The 21,666-nt window shown below is 71.4% G+C and carries 14 protein-coding genes and 2 pseudogenes; 6 read left to right on the forward strand and 10 right to left on the reverse strand.

The features are described from left to right. Window positions 1–132: 132 nt before the first annotated feature. The 3 genes from ACZ60E_RS40480 to ACZ60E_RS40490 all read right to left on the reverse strand — a co-directional run bounded on the left by ACZ60E_RS40480 (window position 133) and on the right by ACZ60E_RS40490 (window position 4,450). The gene (locus ACZ60E_RS40480; protein ID WP_384810600.1) at window positions 133–1,614 is read right to left on the reverse strand and encodes a serine/threonine-protein kinase; all 1,482 of its coding nucleotides are present in this window, start codon (window positions 1,612–1,614) and stop codon (window positions 133–135) included. Window positions 1,615–1,652: 38 nt separating this feature from the next. Beyond that, window positions 1,653–2,252: a hypothetical protein gene (locus tag ACZ60E_RS40485; RefSeq protein WP_469447150.1), complete on the reverse strand. Its 600-nt coding sequence runs from the start codon at window positions 2,250–2,252 to the stop codon at window positions 1,653–1,655. Between the two features lie 143 nt (window positions 2,253–2,395). Continuing rightward, complete coding sequence (locus ACZ60E_RS40490) at window positions 2,396–4,450, reverse strand: N-6 DNA methylase (protein WP_469447152.1); 2,055 nt, start codon at window positions 4,448–4,450, stop codon at window positions 2,396–2,398. 210 nt (window positions 4,451–4,660) lie between these two features. Here ACZ60E_RS40490 and ACZ60E_RS40495 point away from each other — a divergent pair, with 210 nt between their 5' ends. Both ACZ60E_RS40495 and ACZ60E_RS40500 read left to right on the forward strand, forming a co-directional pair. After that, window positions 4,661–5,386, forward strand: a complete 726-nt coding sequence (locus tag ACZ60E_RS40495) for a hypothetical protein (RefSeq protein ID WP_469447154.1) — start codon at window positions 4,661–4,663, stop codon at window positions 5,384–5,386. Window positions 5,387–5,462: 76 nt separating this feature from the next. Beyond that, on the forward strand, window positions 5,463–6,209 hold the full coding sequence (locus ACZ60E_RS40500) for a hypothetical protein (protein ID WP_469447156.1): 747 nt from the start codon (window positions 5,463–5,465) through the stop codon (window positions 6,207–6,209). A 133-nt stretch (window positions 6,210–6,342) separates the two neighbouring features. On the opposite strand, the gene ACZ60E_RS40505 is transcribed toward ACZ60E_RS40500, so the two are convergent. The 3 genes and pseudogenes from ACZ60E_RS40505 to ACZ60E_RS40515 all read right to left on the reverse strand — a co-directional run. Beyond that, entirely contained in the window at window positions 6,343–7,086 is a 744-nt protein-coding gene (locus ACZ60E_RS40505) for an N-acetyltransferase (protein ID WP_469447158.1), read from the reverse strand. Window positions 7,087–7,220: 134 nt separating this feature from the next. Next, window positions 7,221–7,937 carry an HNH endonuclease family protein gene (locus ACZ60E_RS40510; protein WP_384810491.1) on the reverse strand — a complete coding sequence of 239 codons (717 nt, stop codon included), beginning with the start codon at window positions 7,935–7,937 and terminating at the stop codon, window positions 7,221–7,223. A gap of 221 nt (window positions 7,938–8,158) precedes the next feature. Beyond that, window positions 8,159–8,740 (reverse strand): annotated as a pseudogene (locus ACZ60E_RS40515) (SCO6745 family protein); the annotation flags it as partial. Here ACZ60E_RS40515 and ACZ60E_RS40520 point away from each other — a divergent pair. Further along, window positions 8,738–8,845, forward strand: a pseudogene (locus tag ACZ60E_RS40520) (TetR family transcriptional regulator); the annotation flags it as partial. The pseudogenes ACZ60E_RS40515 and ACZ60E_RS40520 sit on opposite strands and share 3 nt — an antisense overlap. Window positions 8,846–8,947: 102 nt before the next feature. Here the strand turns inward: ACZ60E_RS40520 and mfd are convergent. The 3 genes from mfd to ACZ60E_RS40535 all read right to left on the reverse strand — a co-directional run bounded on the left by mfd (window position 8,948) and on the right by ACZ60E_RS40535 (window position 16,317). Next, window positions 8,948–12,508, reverse strand: coding sequence for a transcription-repair coupling factor (gene mfd / locus ACZ60E_RS40525; RefSeq protein WP_469447160.1), 3,561 nt, complete (start codon window positions 12,506–12,508; stop codon window positions 8,948–8,950). A gap of 450 nt (window positions 12,509–12,958) precedes the next feature. Further along, window positions 12,959–15,532 (reverse strand): ABC transporter permease, encoded by a 2,574-nt coding sequence (locus tag ACZ60E_RS40530; protein WP_469447162.1) that lies wholly within the window; start codon window positions 15,530–15,532, stop codon window positions 12,959–12,961. After that, a complete protein-coding gene (locus ACZ60E_RS40535) occupies window positions 15,529–16,317 on the reverse strand; it encodes an ABC transporter ATP-binding protein (RefSeq protein WP_384816491.1) in 789 nt (262 codons plus the stop codon). Before ACZ60E_RS40535 ends, ACZ60E_RS40530 begins: the two co-directional genes overlap by 4 nt. A 545-nt stretch (window positions 16,318–16,862) precedes the next feature. On the opposite strand from ACZ60E_RS40535, the gene ACZ60E_RS40540 reads away from it, so the two are divergent. The 3 genes from ACZ60E_RS40540 (at window position 16,863) to ACZ60E_RS40550 (ending at window position 20,694) form a co-directional block, all read left to right on the forward strand. After that, window positions 16,863–18,386, forward strand: coding sequence for an MFS transporter (locus ACZ60E_RS40540; RefSeq protein ID WP_384816497.1), 1,524 nt, complete (start codon window positions 16,863–16,865; stop codon window positions 18,384–18,386). A gap of 236 nt (window positions 18,387–18,622) precedes the next feature. Further along, entirely contained in the window at window positions 18,623–19,090 is a 468-nt protein-coding gene (locus ACZ60E_RS40545; RefSeq protein WP_469447164.1) for a DUF485 domain-containing protein, read from the forward strand. Window positions 19,091–19,116: 26 nt separating this feature from the next. After that, the gene (locus tag ACZ60E_RS40550; protein ID WP_469447229.1) at window positions 19,117–20,694 is read left to right on the forward strand and encodes a sodium/solute symporter; all 1,578 of its coding nucleotides are present in this window, start codon (window positions 19,117–19,119) and stop codon (window positions 20,692–20,694) included. Between the two features lie 48 nt (window positions 20,695–20,742). On the opposite strand, the gene ACZ60E_RS40555 is transcribed toward ACZ60E_RS40550, so the two are convergent. Then, window positions 20,743–21,648, reverse strand: coding sequence for a cellulose-binding protein (locus tag ACZ60E_RS40555; RefSeq protein WP_469447166.1), 906 nt, complete (start codon window positions 21,646–21,648; stop codon window positions 20,743–20,745). Window positions 21,649–21,666: the final 18 nt, after the last annotated feature.

The following is a 21,666-nucleotide window of genomic DNA, read 5'->3' on the forward strand; positions in this document are numbered from 1 at the left end:
CTCCTGTAGGAGATTGTGCGACGGTGCACAAAGTCTTGCGGTGATCGATGTTAGGCAGGGGACCGGCTCTCGGCCACCCATTCGACCCAACGATTCGGCAGGACTTCGGGCACCGTCCCGGCGGTGCGCGGTTCAGCCGCGGACCTGTCCCAGCCACTGGAGGGTCCGGCCGATGTCGCCGACCAGTGGATGGCCGGGGCCCCGCAGCCGTTCGACGTCGTACTGGAGCCGGGCCAGCGTGTCGTGGGCGGCGGCCCGGTCGCCGAGCGCGAGAAGCAGATGGCCGATGCGTCGGCGTACCTCGAAGGACAGTTCGGCGTCCTGGGCGACGTACTGGTTCTCGTAGTACGGCAGCAGCGCGCGGTACTCGGCGAGTGCCGCCGCCGGTTCGCCGAGCTGTTCGAGGCACTGGGCGGCCTCGTAACGGAAGCGCAGGGACTGCGGGTCGGCCTGGCCCGCCTCGGTGGCCCGTTCGTCGGCGAGGCGGCGCAGTTCGGGCAGGGCGCGGCGGTACTGGCCGTCGTCCATCAGCGTGGCCGCGTACTGCTTGCGCAGGGTGCGCACGACCGGTGAGTGCTCGCCGTGCTGGGCGGCGGCGGCCGGGAGTATCTGGCCGAGGATGTCGACGGCCTGCGTGATGCGGCCCTCGCCGAGGAGCCGCTTGACCTCGTCGACGGCTCCCGCGACGTCCGGCTTCTCGACGGCGGGCGCGGCCTGCGGCTGCGCCGCGGGGGTGCGGGCCCGGTCCGGCCAGGGGGCGTGCGGACGCAGAAAGGGGCGCGTGGGGTCGAGTGGCCCGCCGGACGGGATCCCGCGCGCGGGGAGCAGCGGCAACAGCTGCTCGTACGTCTCCTGCGCGGAGTCGGGGCGGTGCTGCGGGTCCTTGGAGAGCAGCCGCAGGACGAGGGCTTCGAGCGCCTCGGGCACCTCGGGGCGCAGCCGGCGGACCGGCAGGGGCGGCTCGTAGAGGTGGCGGTGCAGCACGCCGAGGGCGGTCGATCCCGAGAACGGCACGTCCCCGCTGAGGAGTTCGTGCAGCAGCACCCCGAGCGCGTACAGATCGGTGTACGGGCCGACCGCGCCGCCCATCGCCTGCTCGGGCGCCATGTAGGCGGGCGATCCGATGGGTGAGCCGGTGTGCGTGAGGCGGGTGGTGTCGGTGTCCATCACGGACGCGACGCCGAGGTCGAGGACGGTGACCGTGCCGTCCTGCTTGATCATCACGTTCCGCGGTTTCAGGTCGCGGTGGACGATCGGCACGGCGTGCACGGCGGAGAGCACGGCGCACAGTTGCGCGGCGACCGAGACGGCCCACTGCCAGGGGTAGGGGTCGTGCTCGGCGAGATGGTCGGAGAGGTCGGCCCCGTCGACGTACTGCATGACGAGGAACAGCTCCTCGCCCTCGCTGCCGGCGTCATGGACCGTGACCAGGCCGGGGTGGTCGACCTGCGCGGTCACCCGGCACTCGCGCACGAAGCGGCGGCGCAGTTCGTCGGCCTCCTGGCCCGCGACCTTGTCGGGCCGCAGCAGCTTGACGGCGACGCGCCGGTCCAGACGCTGGTCGTACGCCGTCCACACCTGGCCCATGCCGCCCTGCCCGATGAGCGTGGACAGTTCGTAGCGGCCGGTGATCACCCGTCCCGACGCCACGGTCACCTGCCGTCCTCGTGCTTGCGGAGATAGTCACTCAGCTCGTCGAGCTCGGCGCGCACCTGGTCGATACGGGCGGGCGCGGGGCGCTGCGGCGGCGGGGTCGGGGTCGGCGTGGAGTTCGGGGGCCTGGGGATCGGGGCCATCTGCGGCACCGGCGTGTGCGGACCGGCCGCGGCGCTGTACGGCTGCTGGGGCTGCGGGTAGCCGTAGGCCTGCGCCGGGAGCCGGTGCGCGGCGTACGCCTGGTAGGCGTAGCCCAGCGCGTGGAAGTGGCGGATCTCCGCCGCGAGGTAGTACGAGATCACGGGCACGAGGGAGCCCAGGAGCAGGGCCAGGCCCGTCCAGCCGCCCGGCGTGTGGATCTCCTCGCCGGGCTCGGCGCCGAGCAGGACGAGACCGAGGGCCTCGGCCGCGAAAGTGGCCACCAACAGGCCCCAGTCGAGCGATTTACGGGTCACGAGCGCCAGACGCAGCATCATCACCCAGCCGAGCAGGCCGAAGCTGCAGACGGAGACCACCACGAAGAGCACGCGCAGGGAGACCAGCACCCCGGTCGAGGGTGGCGGCTTCACCGGCTGCGCCTGGCCGTGGCCTTGCATGGTTGCTCCTGGAGGCCTGATGGGGACGGACGGACGTACGGACGTACAAGTGCGGAGTCCGAGCGTATAGGCCGACAAGGACAACTGGTCCAGGGTTGTACCGAACCGTTGTCGTGCTGGTCACCGCGTCCGTCCCACGGGCCTCAGCCGGGCTCGACCGTGCCGTCCGTCAGACCGTCGTACATGCCCCGGACCAGCTGCTCCCCGAGCCGTCCCGCGAGCCGCAGCGTCTCCTCGAACTCGGCGAGCGCGCGGAACCGTTCGCCGTAGACACGCTGCTGCGCCAGGGGCAGCCTGGGCAGTTGGAGACGGCGGACGTCCAGCCGGGTCGCGGTGGACGCGTAGCTGCTGGCCTGGCGGTTGTTGGCGGTGCCCCGCAGGAAACCGGCGAGGAACCACGGGTCGAGCGCGGCCGGATCGGGCCGCAGCAGCGCGAGGTTGCGGCCGAGGGCCGCGCCCGCGGTCGCCTCGTCGACCACGCGCGCGATGGAGCCGCCGCCGAGCACGGGCACGACGACGTCCCCGGCCTCGGTGAGCACGGCCTCCTCGTCGCTCTCGGGCAGCGTCCCGGACGGCGCCGCACCGGCCAGCACGTCATGGTCGGTGAGGACGGGCACGCGCGCGTGCCCGCCGCTGCCTCCCGTACGCAGCTGGAGCGCACCCCCGCGGGCGAGTTCACCGATCGTGGTGAGCGGCCAGCGGACGGGCGCGCGCGGAGCGGCGGGCGGCGGGGTGAGGCGGTCGGTCAGCCGGAGGGTCTCGCCCAGGCCGTCGCGCACGTCGGCCAGTCGCTCCGCGCCGCCGCCGGCCGCGGAGGGCGGCAGATGGCGGGCCGGGGCCAGGTCGACGTCGTCGTCGAGGAGTTCGATGACCGGCACGCAGCGGCTGAGGCCCGGCTCCTCAGGCACGGTGCCGGTCCGGTCGAAGGGGCGCCAGGCGTCGAGGACGGCCGTGCGCACGGCCTGCCAGTCGAGGCCGCCGCGGCTGTCCGCGGTGTACACACCCGTGTCGGCGAGGAGCACCTCGGGCTGCGTGGCCTGCGCGCCGACGGCGGGCTTGCGCAGCACCCACAGATGCAGGGGGAGGTTGTACGGGGGTGCCGCGCCCGGCGGCAGGGCGATCACCGCGCGCAGGGCGCCGCGGCGCAGCAGATCGGCGCGGATACGGCGGCCGGAGCGGCGGGACGCGGCGGCGGGCGGCATCAAAAGGACGGCGACGCCACCTTCCCTGAGGCGGGCCAACGCGTGCTGCACCCAGGCCAGTTCCGACTCGGTGCGGGCCGGGAAGCCGTACTCCCAGCGGGGGTCGTAGGCCAGTTCGTCGTGCCCCCAGTTGCGCTCGTTGAACGGCGGGTGGCACACGACGGCGTCGGCTCTGAGGCTGTCGTACGCGTCCTCGCGCAGGCTGTCGGCGGCGGCGGTGCGGACGACCGCGCGGGTGTGGAGGGCGAGGCGCAGTGCCGTCAGGGCCGCCAGCTCGGGTGCGTTGTCCTGGCCGTTGAGGTGCTGCTCCCCGGGGGCGGGCGTGCCCTGTGCGGCGGCCACCGCGCGCAGCAGGGCGCCGGTGCCGCAGGCCGGGTCGAGGACGGTGGTGGCCGGTCCGGCGAGGTCTGCCATGAGGGCGGCGAGGCCGGGCGGCGTGAGCGTGTACTGGCGGGGGTTCGCGTCGAGATGCCTGCCGAGCAGGAACTCGTACGCCTTGCGCGCGTCCAGTTCGGCGGCGAGTTCGGCTGCGGCGCGCAACAGCGGTGCGGAGGGGCGCAGTCGGTCGGCGGTCGGGGTGGCGACGGCCCGTTTGCGGATCGCGCCGAAGCGCGGGGTGAGGACCTGGTCGAGGGGCGCGGGCAGCAGCTCGGCGAGGCGGTCGTCGGAGCCGGCGCTCACCTCCAGCCAGACCGTGGGCCGGTCGTGGACGAGCAGGAGGGCGCAGCCGACGTGGATCAGTGCGGTGACGGGGCCCTGCGGGTGTCCGGCGACCTGCTGCCAGACGCGCTCGCGCAGGGGGACCTCGGCCAGTTTGCCCTGGGCGCGCAGCCAGTCCTCGATCTCGGTGAGCGCGAAGGAGGGGCTGGTCTCGGTGCCGCCGACGGGCTTGGGGAAGTCGGCGTGGCGGCGGCGCCAGTTGCTGACGGCTGCGCGGCCGACTCCGGCGAGCCGGGCGATCCCGGCCGCGGTGACCTCTGTCCCGTTCTCCTGCACCCGCTCGGCTCCCCTCGTCCGGTGTCTGACGTCCGTCTGGTGTGTGGCGCCGATCATAGCGACGTAGGCAAGGTCTACCCATTCACGCCCGTGTACACAACCATCCTTGTGAACCGTGTTGACTCGGTTCACAAGCTCTGCTGTGATTGACCCATCGGATGAACGACCGCCGGGTGGAGGCGGTCGTCAGCCTCTGGGGAGGGGACTGTCATGGGCGCCAAGGGAAAGATCGCGCTGGGGGTTGTCGTGAGCGTCGTCGTCATCGGCGCGGTGTCGGCGAACGCGGGCGACGACGGCGACAGCGGTTCCGGGAACGGCAAGGGCGCCTCCGCCTCCGCCGGGCGTGAGTCCGGCAAGAAGGCCGAGAACGACGCCGGTTCGGACACGGACACGAAGAACGACACCAAGGCCGGCAAGGCGGCGGAGCCCAAGAAGAGAGCGGCGTTCGAGGGGGACGGCGACTTCCAGGTCGGCACCGACGTACAGCCCGGCACCTACCGCACCACCGGCAACGCCGACGCCCTCTGCTACTGGGAGCGCTCCAAGGACGCCTCGGGCGAGATGGACTCGATCCTCGCCAACGACAACGTCAGCGGCACCAGCTACGTGACGATTCTGAAGAGCGACAAGCTCTTCAAGTCGAGCGGCTGCAAGGACTGGGAGGCCGTGGACGCGAAGGCGTCCGGCACCCCGGCCACGGCGATCAAGGGCGACGGCGGGATGCACAGGGTGGGCGCCGACATCGCCCCCGGCACCTACCGCTCCACCGGCAACACGGACGACCTCTGCTACTGGGAGCGCACCAAGGACTCCTCCCACTCGATGGAGTCGATCATCGCGAACAACAACGTGTCCGGCTCGGCCGTCGTGACCGTCGCCGCCGGGGACGCGTACTTCAAGACCTCGGGCTGCAAGGACTGGAAGAAGACGGGCTGACGCCCCCGCCCCCTCCCCTCCCTCCCCCACCCCACCCCACCACCACCGCTCCACCTCGACTTCGAAGGAAACCGTCATGCGTCGCACCGCACTTGCCGCCCTCTGCCTCGCCGCCGCGGCCACCGCCTCGCTCACCGGCTGCCTGCCCGGCGAGGACAAGGCCGACAGCAAAACGAAGGGCCCCTTCGCCGGGCTGACCGGCGGCGAGATCGCCGACCGGGCCGTGAAGGCCACCTCGAACGCCTCGTCGCTGCGCATGAAGGGCGACATCATGGACGACGACGGCAGCCGCATCGACCTCGACATGGCCCTCGACAAGAAGGGCCGCTGCGCCGGCACGATGAGCGCCGACGGCCAGGGCGAGGCCCAGCTGATGATGACCGGCGACACCCTCTACATGAAGTACGACGAGGAGTTCCTCCGCGCCCAGGACGAGGACGCGCCGAAGGAGGAGACCGACGGCGTGGTGGCCATGCTGGCCGGCAAGTGGACCAAGATGTCCGCGAAGGGAGCGGACGCCAAGGACATCGCCGGCTTCTGCGACCTCGACACCGTCCTCGCGGACTTCGAGGACGTCAGCTCCGACGCCACCCGCGGCAAGGCGACCACGGTCGACGGCACCCCGGCGATCGTCCTGCACGAGAAGGACGGCAAGGACACGTACACGCTGTCCGTCGCCACCGAGGGCAAGCCCTACCTGCTGAAGGTCGTCAGCAAGTCCGCCAAGGACCCGGGCACGATCACCTTCAGCGACTTCGACACGCCGGTCCCCGCCGAGACCCCCAAGGGGAAGATCCTCGACCTGGACGCGCTGGGCGGCTGACGGGCCACGGAGGCCCGGCGCGAAAGCCCGGCGAGAGAAGCCGGCGGGGCGTGTCCACGGGGGGCATGCCCCGCCGGGCATGCCCGGGTGCCGGACCGGTTCCGCGCACGCCCCAGCCGGTTCCGCGTCCACCTCAAAGGACGTGCCGCACCCACACGTTGGGCTCGACGTACACCGCGTACCCGAGCGCCGGCTCGCACTGCACCGGCACCAGCGCGCCGGGCACCTCCACCCGGCCCTCCTTGTCGAACGGCAGCCCCGTCCACTCCCGCCACTCGTCCAGCGACGCGGCGACGGTCATCGACGCCGGAGCCACCGCCTCGATGCGCCCGCCCGCCCGGACGTGGACCCGCAGCCACGGGTCGTGCGGCAGCCCGTCCTCACGCGTCCGGAACGCGTACTCCTCCATCGCCGCCCACGGCTCCCGGTGCTTCGCGCTCGGCCGCACCGGTGCGACGACCTCGCCGAAGCCCTTGGCCCGGGCGTTGTCACGCATCGCCGAGAGCATCCGCGCCGACAGGCCGGTGCCCTGGGCGTGCGGGGCGACGACGATCGAGATGGCGCTCACGGTGTCGGGTACGACGCCCTGGCGCAGGTCCCCGAACGCCCACACCACCACCTCGTCCCAGCCCCGCGCCGGCAGCGCGCCCGGCCCCTCGTCCCCGAGGGCGAACGGCACGCTGTAGGCGTGCGCGACCACCTCGCCGCTCCCGTCCTCGGCGAACAGCACGTACTCCGGCAGTTCCCTGGCGATCCGGCCGTAGTGCGCGTTGCCGACGAGGTCGTTGCGGACGAACTCCGGCCAGGTGTCGGCCATCCCCGTCACCGCGTCGTACATCTCCGGACGCTCGGCGAGGCTCGCGATTCTCAGCACCATGCCGAACACGGTAGGCACCGCACCGGCCCCGGTGAAACCGCTTTTCCGGCACGGAGTCGCCCCGCGCGGAGCCCGCACGGAACCCGTACGAAGCCGGCCCGGAGCCCTGCCGGAACCCCTCCGCAACACTTCCGTCAGTTCGCGTGGAACCGGCTCGGCGCCTTTGTCGGCGTGCCACCCGTGGGGAGCTTCTGCCCCGGGCACCCGGACAGCACCTTCTTCATCGCAGCCTTCTCCGCGTCGGTGACCCACAGCTCGTACTTCTTCTTCACGGCCACCTGCCGGGCCACGTACGTGCAGCGGTACGCCTTGTGCGGCGGGAGCCAGGTCGCGGTGTCCCCGTCACCCTTGCTGCGGTTGCGTCCGGCGTCGACGGCGAGGAGGTTCAACGGGTCGTTGGCCAGTGCTATCCGCTTGCTCGCGTCCCATTTCCCGGCGCCCTTCTGCCAGGCGTCCGACAGGGCGACGAGATGGTCTATGTCGACCTCGCTGCGCCCGCCGCGTACGAAGGTGACGTCCTTGTCGGTGTAAGGATCGGGGTCGAGCCTCCCCGATTTCACGCTGCAGTCGCCGTCGCTGAACTTCACCTCCTTCAGGTCCCGTTTGAGGATGTCGTCGCGGGTGTCGCAGCCGTTCGAATCGGTGTCCGCCCAGGCGGTGCCGAACTTGTCCCGGTCGTACCCCGTCTTGGGTGCCCTCCCCTTGACGGTCAGTGAGTCGACCGCGGTGAGGGCGGCTCCGCCCGCGCCCGCCGGCTCCTGAGGTCCGGCGGCACCGGTCGTCTCCGCGGTACAGCCGGTCGCGGCGATCAGCAGAACCGCGACCCCTGCGGTCCTGGTCCAGAACGTCACGGGCGCTCCTTCTTCTTACGTGCCCTGCCCGCCCCGAGGGGCGGTCTTCCGTCATCTCACCGTACTGGCCCGACGGTTGGGAGAGAACGGCGTGAAAGGTACTTATGGTGACTTTGGTGAGCAAGTGGCGCACAACCGGCGTGACGGAGGTGGTGAGACACCCTCAGCCCGCGGTGAGGCGTCCTCGGCTCCCGGAGACCGGCTGTCCCGGATCGCGCCCCTCACACCTTTCCGATCCCCAGCGTCGTCTCCGACGGCAGCAGCCCCGATCCGAGCACCGCGACCCAGAACTCACCGAGCAGATCGGCGAGTCGGCCGGTCGCGTCGGGCCCCAGCGCCCGCCATGGCGCGACGGCCAGCTCGTCGGTCTGCCGCTCCACCGCCTGCCGCAGGGCACGGCCGGCGTCCGTGGCCGTGCCGTCCTCTGCCAGCAGCCCTCGCGCGACGAGCCGTTGACGCGCGGCCGACCGCTCCTCCGCACTCCACCCGCGGCTCTCGAACCGCTCCACGGAAGCGGCGCCGATCGCAGCGAAGGAGACGAGCGACTCGACCGGATCGAGGCCCGCGACGAGCAGCGCGGCGAGGTGGCCGTCGCCGCGGTGCTCGCGCAATATCGTCGCCGCGTGCCACAGCTGCCGATGCGGTGACTCCGGCCAGGGCAACTCGGCGTTGGCGGCGGCGAGGGGCCGGCCGGCCGGGTCGACGGACTCGGCCGCGCGGCGGGCCAGGTCCGCGGCTTCGACGAGTTCGGGGCTGTCGACCCGGTCGCCGAACATCTCCCGGTACGCCCGGTCGATGCCGGCTTCGCGACGCTCCTCCTGAGCCACAATCTGAACGGCCCGGTGGGCGACCAGGACCCGGAGGAGGTGTTCCACGCGCTGACGGGGCTGCTCTTCAGGTCCACGTGACACCGGCCCACCGGCCGGCCCACCAGCACCTCAAGCCCTCAACCCTCAGGCCAATCCGGCCCTCAGCCCGATCAGCCCTCAGCAAGCCGTGGAGGTGACCCTCTACGACCCCAGGATCGAAGCCAAGAACTCTCCGGTCCATCCCAGCAACTCCCGGCCGACCAGCGGCTTTCCGCCGACCTTCGCCGTCTTCGGGCGCGGGACCAGTACCTGGTGGGCGGACGGCTTGACGACGGTGCCCGGGTACAGGCGCTGGAGGCGGAGTTCCTGCGACTCCCGCAACTCCACCGGGGCGAACCGGATGTTGTTGCCCTGGAGGACGACCTCGCCGACCCCGCACGCACGCGCGAGCATCCGCAGTCCGGCCACCAGGAGCAGGTTCTCCACCGGCTCGGGCAGCTTCCCGTACCGGTCGACGAGTTCCTCGCGTACGGCCTTGATGTCGTCCTCGGAGTTGACCGAGGCGATCGAGCGGTAGGCCTGCAGGCGCAGCCGTTCGCCCGGCGCGTAGTCGTGCGGGACGTGCGCGTCGACCGGGAGCTCGATCTTGACCTCCAAGGGCGCCTCCTCGACGACACCGCCCTCCATGGAGGCGCGGTAGTCCGCGACCGCCTCGCCCACCATGCGTACGTACAGGTCGAAGCCGACTCCGGCGATATGGCCCGACTGCTCGCCGCCCAGCAGGTTTCCGGCGCCGCGGATCTCCAGGTCCTTCATGGCCACGTACATGCCCGCGCCCATCTCCGTGTGCTGGGCGATGGTCGCGAGGCGTTCGTGGGCCGTCTCCGTGAGCGGCTTCTCCGGCGGGTAGAGGAAGTAGGCGTAACCGCGCTCGCGGCCTCGCCCCACCCGGCCGCGCAGCTGGTGCAGTTGCGAGAGGCCGAAGTTGTCGCCGCGCTCCACGATCAGCGTGTTCGCGTTCGAGATGTCGATGCCCGACTCGACGATCGTCGTGGAGACGAGGACGTCGAACTTCTTCTCCCAGAAGTCGACGACGACCTGCTCCAGGGCCTGTTCGGACATCTGGCCGTGGGCGGTCGCGATCCGCGCCTCCGGCACGATCTCGCGCAGCCGCGCCGCCGCCCGGTCGATCGACTCGACGCGGTTGTGGATGTAGAAGACCTGCCCCTCCCGCAGCAGCTCCCTGCGGACCGCCGCGCCGATCTGCTTCTGCTCGTAGGGGCCGACGAAGGTCAGGACCGGGTGCCGTTCCTCCGGCGGGGTGGTGATCGTCGACATCTCGCGGATGCCCGTCACCGCCATCTCCAGGGTGCGCGGGATCGGGGTGGCGGACATGGTCAGAACGTCCACGTTCGCGCGGAGCTTCTTCAGCTGCTCCTTGTGCTCGACGCCGAACCGCTGCTCCTCGTCGACGACGACCAGTCCCAGGTCCTTGAACTTGGTCTCCGAGGAGAACAGCCGGTGCGTGCCGATGACGATGTCCACGGAGCCTTCCCGCAGCCCCTCCAGGGTGGCCTTCGCCTCGGTGTCGGACTGGAAGCGCGACAGGGCCCGTACGTTGACGGGGAACTGCGAGTAGCGCTCGCTGAACGTCCCGAAGTGCTGCTGCACCAGCAGGGTGGTGGGCACGAGGACGGCGACCTGCTTGCCGTCCTGGACCGCCTTGAAGGCCGCGCGGACCGCGATCTCCGTCTTGCCGTAACCGACGTCGCCGCAGATCAGGCGGTCCATCGGGACCGTCTTCTCCATGTCGTCCTTGACCTCGGCGATGGTCGTGAGCTGGTCGGGCGTCTCGGTGTACGGGAACGCGTCCTCCAGTTCGCGCTGCCAGGGCGTGTCGGCGCCGAAGGCGTGGCCGGGGGCCGCCATCCGGGCCGAGTACAGCCTGATCAGGTCCGCCGCGATCTCCTTGACGGCCTTCTTGGCGCGCGCCTTGGTCTTCGTCCAGTCGGCGCCGCCGAGGCGGTGCATGGTCGGGGCCTCGCCGCCCACGTACTTAGTGATCTGTTCCAGCTGGTCCGTGGGGATGTAGAGGCGGTCGCCGGGCTGGCCGCGCTTGGCGGGCGCGTACTCGACGACCAGGTACTCGCGGGTCGCGCTCTGCACGGTCCGCTGGACCATCTCGATGTAGCGGCCGACGCCGTGCTGCTCGTGGACGATGTAGTCGCCCGTCTCCAGCGTCAGCGGGTCGATGCTCTTCCTGCGGCGGGCCGGCATCCGGGCGCCGTCCTTGCCGGCGGCCTTCTGCCCGGTGAGGTCGGTCTCGGTGAGCACGGCGAGTCTGAGCGCCGGGTCGACGAACCCGTAGTCGATCGAGCCGCAGGACACCTGCACGACCGAGGGTGCCAGCGCGCCGAGGTCCGACTCCAGGCGGGCCGCGATGCCCTCCCCGCCGAGCACCTCGACCGTACGGGCCGCCGGGCCGTGCGCCTCGGTGACGAAGACCGTGCGCCAGCCGTCCGCGAGCCAGCCCTTGGTGTCGGCGAGGGCCTTCGCGGTGTCGCCGCGGTAGGTCTCGGGCGCGTGCATCCCGAGCTTCAGCGTGTCCGCGTCACCCGCGGCGTCGTCCGCGAACGTCTCCGTCAGTGCCTCGTCCGCCGCGAACTGCGACACCGACCACCACATCATGTCCAGCTCGCGCGCCCGCTCCCGGACGTCCGCGATGGACCACAGGGACGCCGCGTCGACGTCGATGGGGGCCTCGCCGCCGCCCGCCGTCGCCGCCCAGGACGCCTGGAGGAACTCCTGCGAGGTCGCCACCAGGTCGGCGGCGCGCGTACGCACCCGCTCGGGGTCGCACACGAGGGCCATGGAACCCTTGGGCAGGACGTCGATCAGCAGCTCCATGTCGTCGACGAGGACCGGAGCGAGGGATTCCATGCCCTCGACCGCGATGCCCTCGGCGATCTTGCCGAGCAGCTCGCCCAGCTCGGGGTGCTCCTCCGCCAGCGCCGCCGCCTTGGCCCGTACGTCGTCCGTGAGCAGCAGTTCACGGCAGGGCGGCGCCCACAGCCCGTGCTCGGCGACCTCAAGGGACCGCTGGTCGGCGACCTTGAAGTAGCGGATCTCCTCGACGTCGTCGCCCCAGAACTCCACGCGCAGCGGATGCTCCTCGGTGGGCGGGAAGACGTCCAGGATCCCGCCGCGTACGGCGAACTCGCCGCGCTTCTCCACCAGCTCCACCCGGGCGTACGCCGCTGCCGCCAGGCCCTTCACGATGTCACCGAGGTCGGCGCTCTGGCCGGTCCGCAGGGCGACGGGTTCCAGGTCGCCCAGGCCCTTGACCTGGGGCTGGAGGACCGAGCGCACGGGAGCCACCACCACGGAGACGGGGCCGGTCTCCGGGTCGTCGGGGCGCGGGTGGGCGAGCCTGCGCAGGACGGCGATCCGGCGGCCCACGGTGTCGCTGCGCGGCGACAGGCGCTCGTGCGGCAGCGTCTCCCAGGACGGGTACTCCACGACGGTGTCGGCGGGCAGCAGTGAGCGCAGGGCCGCCGCCAGGTCCTCGGCCTCGCGGCCCGTGGCGGTGACCGCCAGGACCGTGCGGCCGGCCTCCCTGGCCAGGGCCGCCACCGCGAAGGGCCTGGCGGCGGGTGGGCCGACCAGGTCCACGTGCATGCGGTTGCCGTCGCCGGCGGCCTTCACCGCTTCGGTGAGTGCGGCGTCCTTGACGACGGCGTCGAGCAGACCGTGCAGGCTCATGAAGGGGTTTCCGTCCGAGGAGCTGAGGGGGGTGGGAGGGGGTGGGAGGGGGTGGGTGGCGTGGGCAACGCGAGCCGCCCGACACGTGTGACGGGCCGGGGGTGTCCAGGGTACGACGCCGGGGTCCTCCCCGCCCGCCCCTGTGGACAGAGGGCCCTTTCCTCGCCCCCGCCGCCCCTACCCGTCCCGTCCACGCATGGGGGCTGCGCCCCCTCGCCCCCCTTTGCACAGTTCCCCGCGCCCCTGGGGGGTGGGGGTGGGGGTAGGGGGGAGAGTGCGGAAGGTCGGGCGGGGGAAGGGCGGGCGCAGCCCGTTTTTCAGGGGCGCGGGGAACTGCGCAATCCTTTGGGCCCGCCCCCCACCCGGCCGCACCACACCAAAAAGCCCGGTGCCCCCGAGTCCGAAGACTCGACGGCACCGGGCTCCCCCCGTTCCCTCAGCCGGCGGCAGCTAATCCGTCGCGATGGCGTTGAGGACGTTCATCCGTCCCGCCCTGAACGCGGGGACCAGCGCCGCGAACAGGCCCACGAACGCCGAGCCGATGAAGACTCCGATGATCGTCGGCCACGGGATGTCGAGGACCTTCAGGCCCTCCAGAGCCAGGAGCTGCTGGGCGGTGGCGCCCCAGCCCATGCCCAGGCCGAGGCCGAGCAGCGCTCCGAAGAGGGCGATGACGACCGACTCCAGGCGGATCATGCGGCGCAGCTGGCGGCGGGAGAGGCCGATGGCGCGCATCAGGCCGATCTCGCGGGTCCGCTCGACGACCGAGAGGGCCAGGGTGTTGACGACCCCCAGGACCGCCACGATGATCGCGAGGGCGAGCAGGCCGTAGACCATGTTGAGGAGCTGGCCGATCTGGTCCTTGAGCTCCTGCTTGTAGTCGGTCTGGTCACGGACCTGGTACTGCGGGTACGCGTCCAGGGACTTCTTGAGCGACGCGTACGCCGTCTTCTCCTGGCCGTCCTTGGCGGTGGCGAACATCATGTCGTTCGGCGGCATCTTGTCGGCCGGGACGTAACTCTTCAGCGTGCTGATGTTCAGGTAGCGCGCGCCCTTGTCGAGGGCCGTGTCGTCGCTCGTGATCGCGGCGACCTTCAGCTTCGCGCTCTGTCCGCCCTTGAAGGCGACGGTCATCGTGTCGCCGACCTTCACGCCGTGCTTCTTGGCGTAGTCGGAGCCGACCGACATCGCGTTCTTGCCGTACGCCGCCGACAGCTCGCCGGAGATCGTCTCGCGGCGCAGGTCGCTGGCGTACGTGGGGTCGGCGGCCGTGACCGCGCTGTCCTCGGTCTTCCCGTCGGGGGAGGTCAGCTTCGCGTCGACGATCTTGTAGCTGGTGACGTGCTCCAGGCCGGGTGTGTCCTCGATGGCCTTCTGGGCCTGCGGGACGATCCGCTGGTTGCCCTGGACGATGAAGTCCGTGCCGACCGACTTGTCGAGTTCCTCCGTCGCGGAGGCGACCATCGAGGAGCCGACCACGGAGAGGCAGGCGACCAGCGCGAGGCCGATCATCAGGGCCGCGCCGGTGGCGCCGGTCCGGCGGGGGTTGCGCAGGGCGTTGCGTTCGGCGAGGCGTCCGACGGGGCCGAAGCCGCGCAGCAGGACCGCGCTGAGGGCCCGGACCACACCGCCCGCGAGGAGCGGGCCGATGATGACGAACCCGATCAGCGAGAGCACCACGCCGATGCCGAGCATCGACGCGCCGTCGGCGGCCTTGTCGGCGCCGGCCGCCGTGAAGAGGGCGGCGCCGCCGGCGCCGGTGAGGAGCAGGCCGATGATGCCGCGGATCCAGCCGGCCTTGCCGTCGGCCGGCGTACCGGCGTCGCGCAGTGCGGCCATCGGGGAGACCTTGCCGGCCCGGCGGGCGGGCAGGTAGGCGGCGAGGACGGTGACGACGACGCCGAGGACCAGGCCGATGACGGGGGTGGCGGCCTTGACCGTCAGGTCGGCGGTGGAGAGGTTCATGCCCGCCATCGACATGAGTTTCATGAGGCCGACCGCGATGCCGACGCCGGCGGCGACGCCCAGGATCGAGCCCACGATGCCGAGGAACAGTGCCTCGATGAGCACGGACCGGTTGACCTGCTTGCGGGAGGAGCCGATGGCCCGCATGAGGCCGATCTCGCGGGTGCGCTGGGCGACCAGCATCGAGAAGGTGTTGATGATGAGGAAGATGCCGACGAGGAAGGCGATTCCGGCGAAGCCGAGCATGGCGTACTTGATGACGTTCATGAACTCGCCGATGCCTTCGCGGCTCTCGTCCGCGTACTCCTTCTGCGTCTGGATCTTGAACGTCCCGTCGGCCGCGGTGAGCTGCTTCGAGACGTTCTGCTTGAGCTGGGCGTCGGTCACCCCGGCGGCGGCCGTGACGTTGATCTGAGTGAACCGGCCGGTGGAGCCGAGGAGTTCGCGCTGTGCGGTGGGGGTGTCGTAGTAGACGACGGCCGCACCGGGGTTGGTGATCTTGAAGGTGGCGATACCGACGATCTTCGCCTTGAAGTCACCGGTGACGGCTATGGTGCGCAGCTCGTCACCCATCTTGAGGTGGTGCTTGTCCGCGGTGTCGGCGTCGACCATCACCTCGGTGGGGCCGCGCGGGGCGTGCCCGGAGGTGATCTCCATCGAACGCAGGTCGTTCTTCGTCCAGTTGCCCGCGATCGTCGGGGCGCCGGTGCTGGACCCCATGTTCTTGTTGTCGCTGTTGACGACGGTCACGTTCATCGAACTGACCGCACCCTCGGCGGACTTGACGCCCTGCGCCTTGAGCGTCCGCTCGACGGTCGAGGCGGGCAGCGATTCCGGCTTGCCGTTCTGCGGGGTGTCGTCGGCCTCGGCCGCCTTGGGCGAGACGGTGACGTCGGAGGAGGTCGTCGCGAAGAGCTTGTCGAAGGTGGTGTTCATGGTGTCGGTGAAGACGAGCGTGCCGCACACGAACGCCACCGACAGCAGGACGGCGACGGCCGAGAGGGCCATGCGTCCCTTGTGCGCGAAGAAGTTGCGCATCGAGGTCTTGAAGACGGTCATGACGTGCGCCCCCGGGCGTCGAAGTCCTTCATGCGGTCGAGAACGGCGTCGGCGGTCGGCCGGAGCATCTCGTCGACGATCCGGCCATCGGCCAGGTACAGCACGCGGTCCGCGTAGGAGGCGGCGACCGGGTCGTGCGTCACCATCACGATGGTCTGGCCGAGCTCGTCGACCGAACGGCGCAGGAAGCCCAGCACCTCGGCGCCGGCACGGGAGTCGAGGTTCCCGGTGGGCTCGTCGCCGAAGATGATCTCGGGCCGCGCGGCCAGGGCGCGGGCCACGGCGACGCGCTGCTGCTGGCCGCCGGAGAGCTGGTTGGGCCGATGCTTCAGCCGGGAGGCGAGCCCGACCGTCTCGACGACCTGGGCCAGCCACGCCTTGTCCGGCCTGCGGCCCGCGATGTCCATCGGGAGCGTGATGTTCTCCAGGGCGCTCAGCGTCGGCAGCAGGTTGAACGCCTGGAAGATGAAGCCGATCCGGTCCCGGCGCAGCTGCGTGAGCTTCTTGTCCTTGAGCCCGGTGATCTCGGTCTCGTCCAGGTAGATCTTCCCGGAGGAGACGGTGTCGAGGCCGGCGAGGCAGTGCATCAGGGTGGACTTGCCGGACCCCGAGGGGCCCATGATCGCGGTGAACCGGCCCCGCGCGATGTCCACGTCGACCTGGTCCAGGGCGACGACGCGGGTCTCGCCGGACCCGTACGCCTTGACGACCTGCCGTGCCCGCGCGGCAACGGCCGTACGCTCTCCAGTGCCCCCGTGCCTGGGAATGGTTACAGCCGATGTCACGGTATGTCTCCTAAGTCGGTCACTGTCAGGACGGTGACGGTCTGCGATTGTCTTGCGATGCCTGTGTTCCGCGGTTGTCCGCGGTTGTCCGCGTCGAGCCGTTCACGTACGTCGTCAAGCCGTTCACGTACGCCGTCGCGCTGTTCAAGTACGTCGTGCGGTGCGGCGGTGCGGTCACGCCGCCCGGTCACAGCCCTAAGTCTGGTGGCGCTGGGTGGTCCGCCGCGCTGGTGCCCAGCGCAGTCTTCTGCTGGGGAAAACCCCACCCTCGAAGGTGCGGGAGACCGCCCCCGGCACCGCCCTCCGCCCCCCCCTCAGCGGCATAAAGCCAGGTTAAGGACGGCACCCGTACGGTCTCGTCCTCCGCCGGGACGAACCCTCCCCGAGCCGTAGTACGGAGGTTCCCCTAGGGGGTGTCCACCCGTCGGTGGAGTCCTCCTCGGGGATGCCTCCACCTTCCGGCTCTCCCGGCGTCCGCCCTCCCGCGACGTGAGGCTCAAGTGGGAGAGTGGCCACGGCAGATAGGTGCAAGGGGAAGGAATCCTGTGGGCCAGGGGGACACCGAGATACCGGCGGTCACGGAGGACGGGCCGGCCGCGGCGCGGGCCGGGGCCAGGAACCGCCGGGCCGTCGTCGCCTCCCTCATGCTCTGCATGGGGCTGGCCGCGCTCGACTCCACGATCGTGTCGACCGCCGTCCCGCAGATCGTCGGCGACCTCGGCGGCTTCTCCGTCTTCTCGTGGCTGTTCTCCGGCTATCTGCTCGCGGTGACCGTCACCCTGCCCGTCTACGGCAAGCTCTCCGACACCTTCGGCCGCAAGCCGGTCCTGATCGCCGGCTGCGTCCTGTTCCTGCTCGGCTCCCTGCTCTGCGCGCTCGCCTGGAACATGGCCGCGCTGATCGCGTTCCGGATCGTCCAGGGCCTCGGCGGCGGCGCCCTCCAGGGGACGGTCCAGACGCTCGCCGCCGACCTCTACCCGCTCAAGCAGCGCCCGAAGATACAGGCGAAGCTGTCCACGGTGTGGGCCACCTCGGCGATCGCGGGCCCCGCGATCGGCGGGCTGCTCGCCTCGTACGCCGACTGGCGCTGGATCTTCCTCATCAACCTGCCGCTCGGCGCGGTCGCCCTGTGGCTGCTGGTCCGCCACCTCCACGAGCCCGAACGGGCCGCCCCCGCGCGCCGCCCGCGCATCGACTGGGCGGGCGCGCTCACCGTCTTCGCCTGCGGCGGCGTACTCCTGACGGCCCTGGTGCAGGGCGGGGTGGCCTGGCCGTGGCTGTCGGCGCCCTCGACAGCGCTGTTCGGTACGGGAGTCGCGCTCATCGGCGCCCTCGTGCTCGTCGAACGCCGGGCCGCCGAACCGATCATCCCCGGCTGGGTGTGGCGGCGCCGCACCATCGCCGCCGTGAACCTCGCGCTCGGCGCGCTGGGCCTGCTGATGGTCGCCCCCACCGTCTTCCTGCCCACGTACGCGCAGTCGGTGCTGGGCCTCACCCCCATCGCCGCCGGATTCGTGCTCTCCGTATGGACGTTGAGCTGGCCGGTGTCGGCGGCCCTCAGCCAGCACGTCTACCGGCGTATCGGCTTCCGCAGCACGGCGATGCTCGGCATCGGCACGGCCACACTGATCCTGTTCGCCTTCCCGTTCCTGCCCTACCCCGGCGCGGCCTGGCAGCCCGCCGTCCTGATGCTCCTGCTCGGCGGGGCGCTCGGCCTCTTCCAACTGCCCCTGCTCATCGGGGTCCAGTCGACCGTCGACTGGGCGGAACGCGGTACGACCACCGCCTCCGTCCTCTTCTGCCGGCAGAGCGGCCAGACGATCGGCGCCGCGCTCTTCGGCGCGGTCGCCAACGGCGTGCTGGCCTCCCGGCTGGGCGGCGCGGGCGACCTGGACTCGGTGACCGCGTCCCTGGAGTCGGGCGCACCGGCCGAACACGTACGCCGGGCGGTCGCGGAGGCGGTCCACGCCGTCTACTTCGGCGCGGCCTGCGCGGCGGCACTCGCCTTCCTGGTCCTGCTGTTCCTGGCCCCACGCCGCTTCCCGGTGCTCAAGACCCCCGGCGACTGAGGGTCACCCGGCGATCCGGAACCACGGGGCACTTCGACCGCAAGTGGACACCCTCGAGACGGACGTAAAGAAGTTAACTCGGGTAACACCCCAGGTCAGCGAAGTAAGCGCATACCGACCAATCAGTTTGTCAAAACCCTCGCGTCGCTCGGCTACCTGCGAGTAACGTGCGTCGTCGTTCCACCCCCCGCTCCCTGCGGTCCGTTTCGGGCCCGAGCCACGCAAGGAGAACCGGGATGTCCTACGACACGTCCCCGTCGTACCCCGTTCCACCGCACCGTCCGCCGCACCAACCGCCGCACAGCTCCTCGCAGTCCTACTCCACCTACCCCTGGGCGCCGCAGCAGCAGCCGGAGCCCGGACCCGCCGGACCGCACCGGGCCCGGCACAGCGCACTCGGACAGCACAGCGACATCCGGGTGCTGCGTTCCGCGTACCGGCTGCAGCGGCGGGTCGCGACCCTGACCGCCCTCGGCTACTTCACCCTGTTCCTCGTCCTGTCCGCGACCGCGCCCTCCCTCATGACGGACGAGGTGACCGACGGCCTGACCGTCGGCCTGCTCCTCGGCCTCCTCCAGGTCCCCGTCACCGGCGCCGCGATCGGACTGTACGAGTACACCGCCCGCAGGACCGTCGACCCGATCGCCGAGCGGCTCAGAAAACAGGCCGAGCTGGACACCAGGCACACGGAGGCACACCGGTGACCGGCTTCAGCAACTCCGCCCAGGCGATGTCCCTGGTGGCGTTCACCGTCGTGGCCACCATCACCCTGCTGCTCTGTGTGATGACCGGCCCCGACCGGGACGACCTCGACGAGTTCTACACCGGCTACGGCAGCCTCTCCCCCATGCGCAACGGCCTCGCCATAGCCGGTGACTACATCTCGGCCGCCACCGTCCTCGGCACCGGCGGCGTGATCGCGCTCTTCGGCCACGACGGCGTCGTACTCGCCCTGAGCACCGCCCTGTCCCTCATGCTCCTGATGTTCCTGCTGGCCGAACCCCTGCGCAACGCGGGCCGGTTCACCATGGGCGACGCCCTGGCCCGCCGGATGCCGGGCCGGGCCGTACGGATCACCGCGTGCGCGGCGACACTGACCGCGCTGCTCCCGCTGATGCTCGTGCAACTGGCCGGCACCGGTGACCTGCTCGCCTTCATCCTCGGCTTCTCCAGCGAGGGCCTGAAGACCGGCTGCATCATCGGCCTCGGCATCCTGATGATCAGCTACGCGGCGATCGGCGGGATGAAGGGCACCGCGCTGATCCAGATCCTGAAGATCGTGATGCTGCTCGGCTCCGGCGCCGTCGTCGCCCTGCTCATCCTCGCCAGGTTCGACTGGAGCCTGGGCAATCTGTTCGGCCAGGCCGCCCAGAACAGCGGCGCGGGGTCCGCCTTCCTCAGCTCCGGCCTGCAGTTCTCGGCCGGACCCAACCCACGCCTCGACATGATCAGCGCCCAGCTCACCGTCGTACTCGGCGGCGCCTGTCTGCCGCACATCACCATGCGCATGTACACGGCGGGCAGCGCCCGCCAGGTACGCCGGTCGATGTCCTGGGCGGTACCGGCCGTGGCCCTGTTCGTCCTCGTCATCACGGTCGTCGGCTTCGGCGCGACCGCGCTGATCGGCCGCGAGGCCATCGCGGGCGCCGACCCGCAGGGCAACACGGCGTATCTGCTGGGCTCCCGGGCCGCGTTCGGGACGGACGTCTCCACCGCGGAGACGTTCCTCTTCACCACCGTCACCGCCGCGCTCTTCCTGACACTGCTCGCCTCCGTCGCCGGCATGATCCTCGCCTGCGCCAACTCCCTCGCCCACGACGTCTTCGCCCACCGCAAGGAACCGCTCACGCCGCGCCGCGAGATGACACTGGCGCGGGCGTCCGCGGCGGCCGTCGGCATCCCGGCGATCGTGCTGGCCACGCTCGTCCAGCACCACAGCCTGCAGCCGCTGGTCACGCTGTCGTTCTGCCTGGGCGCCTCCGCGATCGCGCCCGCGCTGGTCTACAGCCTGTTCTGGCGGCGGTACACCCGGGCCGGGCTGCTGTGCACGCTCATCGGGGGCTCGCTGGGCACGCTCATCCTGATGACCGGTACGAATCTCGTGTCCGGGTCGCCCATCTCGGCGTTCCCCGACCACGACTTCACGTGGTTCCCGTTCACCACGACCGGCATCGTCTCCATCCCACTGGGCTTCGCCCTCGGCTGGTTCGGCACGGTCGCCTCGGGGCGGCGGGCGGGCGAGGAACACCGACGGCAGTACGAGTCGATGGAGGCCTGGATCCTGGCGGGCACCGCACGTAAGCAGTGACCTCCCGGGGGGGCGGGGGGCGTGAGCAGGCTGCGGCCCGGTGGGGAACTACTCCGCCGCCGCCCGCCCCGTCAGCGCAGCGAGACTGCTGCGGACATGGTCCATGTGCGCCTGCACCTCGTCCCACTGCTCGCCGTGCTCCCGCAGGACCCGTTCCGTCTCGCGGGCCACCCGTTCCTCCCGGACCCGGGCCTCCGCGAGGAGCTCCGCGGCGCGGGCGTCCGCGTCCTCCTGGAGGTGACGCGCCGACTCCTGCGCGGAGGCCAGCTCCCGGCCCGCCGCGGCCACGCCCTCCTCCGCGCGCGCGACGAGCTCCTCGTGGCGCGCGTCGAGCGAGGCCTCCCGTTCGGCGGCCTCGCACCCGGCCCGCTCCCAGCGCTCCGCGTGCTCCTTCTCCTGCTCGGCGACGAGGTTCTCCCCGCGCCGCCGCGTCTCGCGCAGCGCGGCGAGGGCCTCCCCGCGCCCCTCCTTCACCTCGCGCCGCGCGGAGATCCGCATCTCGTCGGCCTCGGCCTGCGCCGCCAGCAGCCGGTGCCGGGCCCGGTCGTCGGCCTCGCCGCGCACCTCGTCGGCGTCCGCCCGCGCGGCCTCGCGCACCCGTTCGGCCGCCGCCCGCGCCTCGTCCGCGGTCCGGCGCGCCTGCCGTACCGCGTCCTCGCGCAGCTCGGCGGCCTCTTCCTCACCCAGTTCGAAGAGCCGCCGGGCCCGGTCGCCGAGCGTCTCGTACGTCTGGGGGGCGAGCCCCGTCACGACCTCGCGCAGCCGCAGCGCCTCGGACTCCATCTCCCTGGCCAGCACGGTCAGCCGCGCGGCCCGCTCCCAGGCGGCGTCGCGCCCCTCCGAGAGCGCCGCGGCGTACGCGTCGACCTGCGCGGGGCGGTAACCACGCCCCCGTACGGCCTCGAAGCCCTGAGACGACACCGAGGACACCGACGACATCGATGAGCTGCTCATGCCGCTCATCTTGGTGGA

The organism is Streptomyces sp. NPDC102514 (genome assembly GCF_055584525.1).

Coding starts and splice junctions, on each gene's coding strand:
- ACZ60E_RS40485 (WP_469447150.1), bottom strand. CDS start 2,252: ATGCAAGGCCACGGCCAGGCGCAGCCGGTGAAGCCGCCACCCTCGACC.
- ACZ60E_RS40495 (WP_469447154.1), top strand. CDS start 4,661: ATGGGCGCCAAGGGAAAGATCGCGCTGGGGGTTGTCGTGAGCGTCGTC.
- ACZ60E_RS40500 (WP_469447156.1), top strand. CDS start 5,463: ATGCGTCGCACCGCACTTGCCGCCCTCTGCCTCGCCGCCGCGGCCACC.
- ACZ60E_RS40505 (WP_469447158.1), bottom strand. CDS start 7,086: ATGGTGCTGAGAATCGCGAGCCTCGCCGAGCGTCCGGAGATGTACGAC.
- mfd (WP_469447160.1), bottom strand. CDS start 12,508: ATGAGCCTGCACGGTCTGCTCGACGCCGTCGTCAAGGACGCCGCACTC.
- ACZ60E_RS40530 (WP_469447162.1), bottom strand. CDS start 15,532: ATGACCGTCTTCAAGACCTCGATGCGCAACTTCTTCGCGCACAAGGGA.
- ACZ60E_RS40545 (WP_469447164.1), top strand. CDS start 18,623: ATGTCCTACGACACGTCCCCGTCGTACCCCGTTCCACCGCACCGTCCG.
- ACZ60E_RS40550 (WP_469447229.1), top strand. CDS start 19,117: ATGTCCCTGGTGGCGTTCACCGTCGTGGCCACCATCACCCTGCTGCTC.
- ACZ60E_RS40555 (WP_469447166.1), bottom strand. CDS start 21,648: ATGAGCAGCTCATCGATGTCGTCGGTGTCCTCGGTGTCGTCTCAGGGC.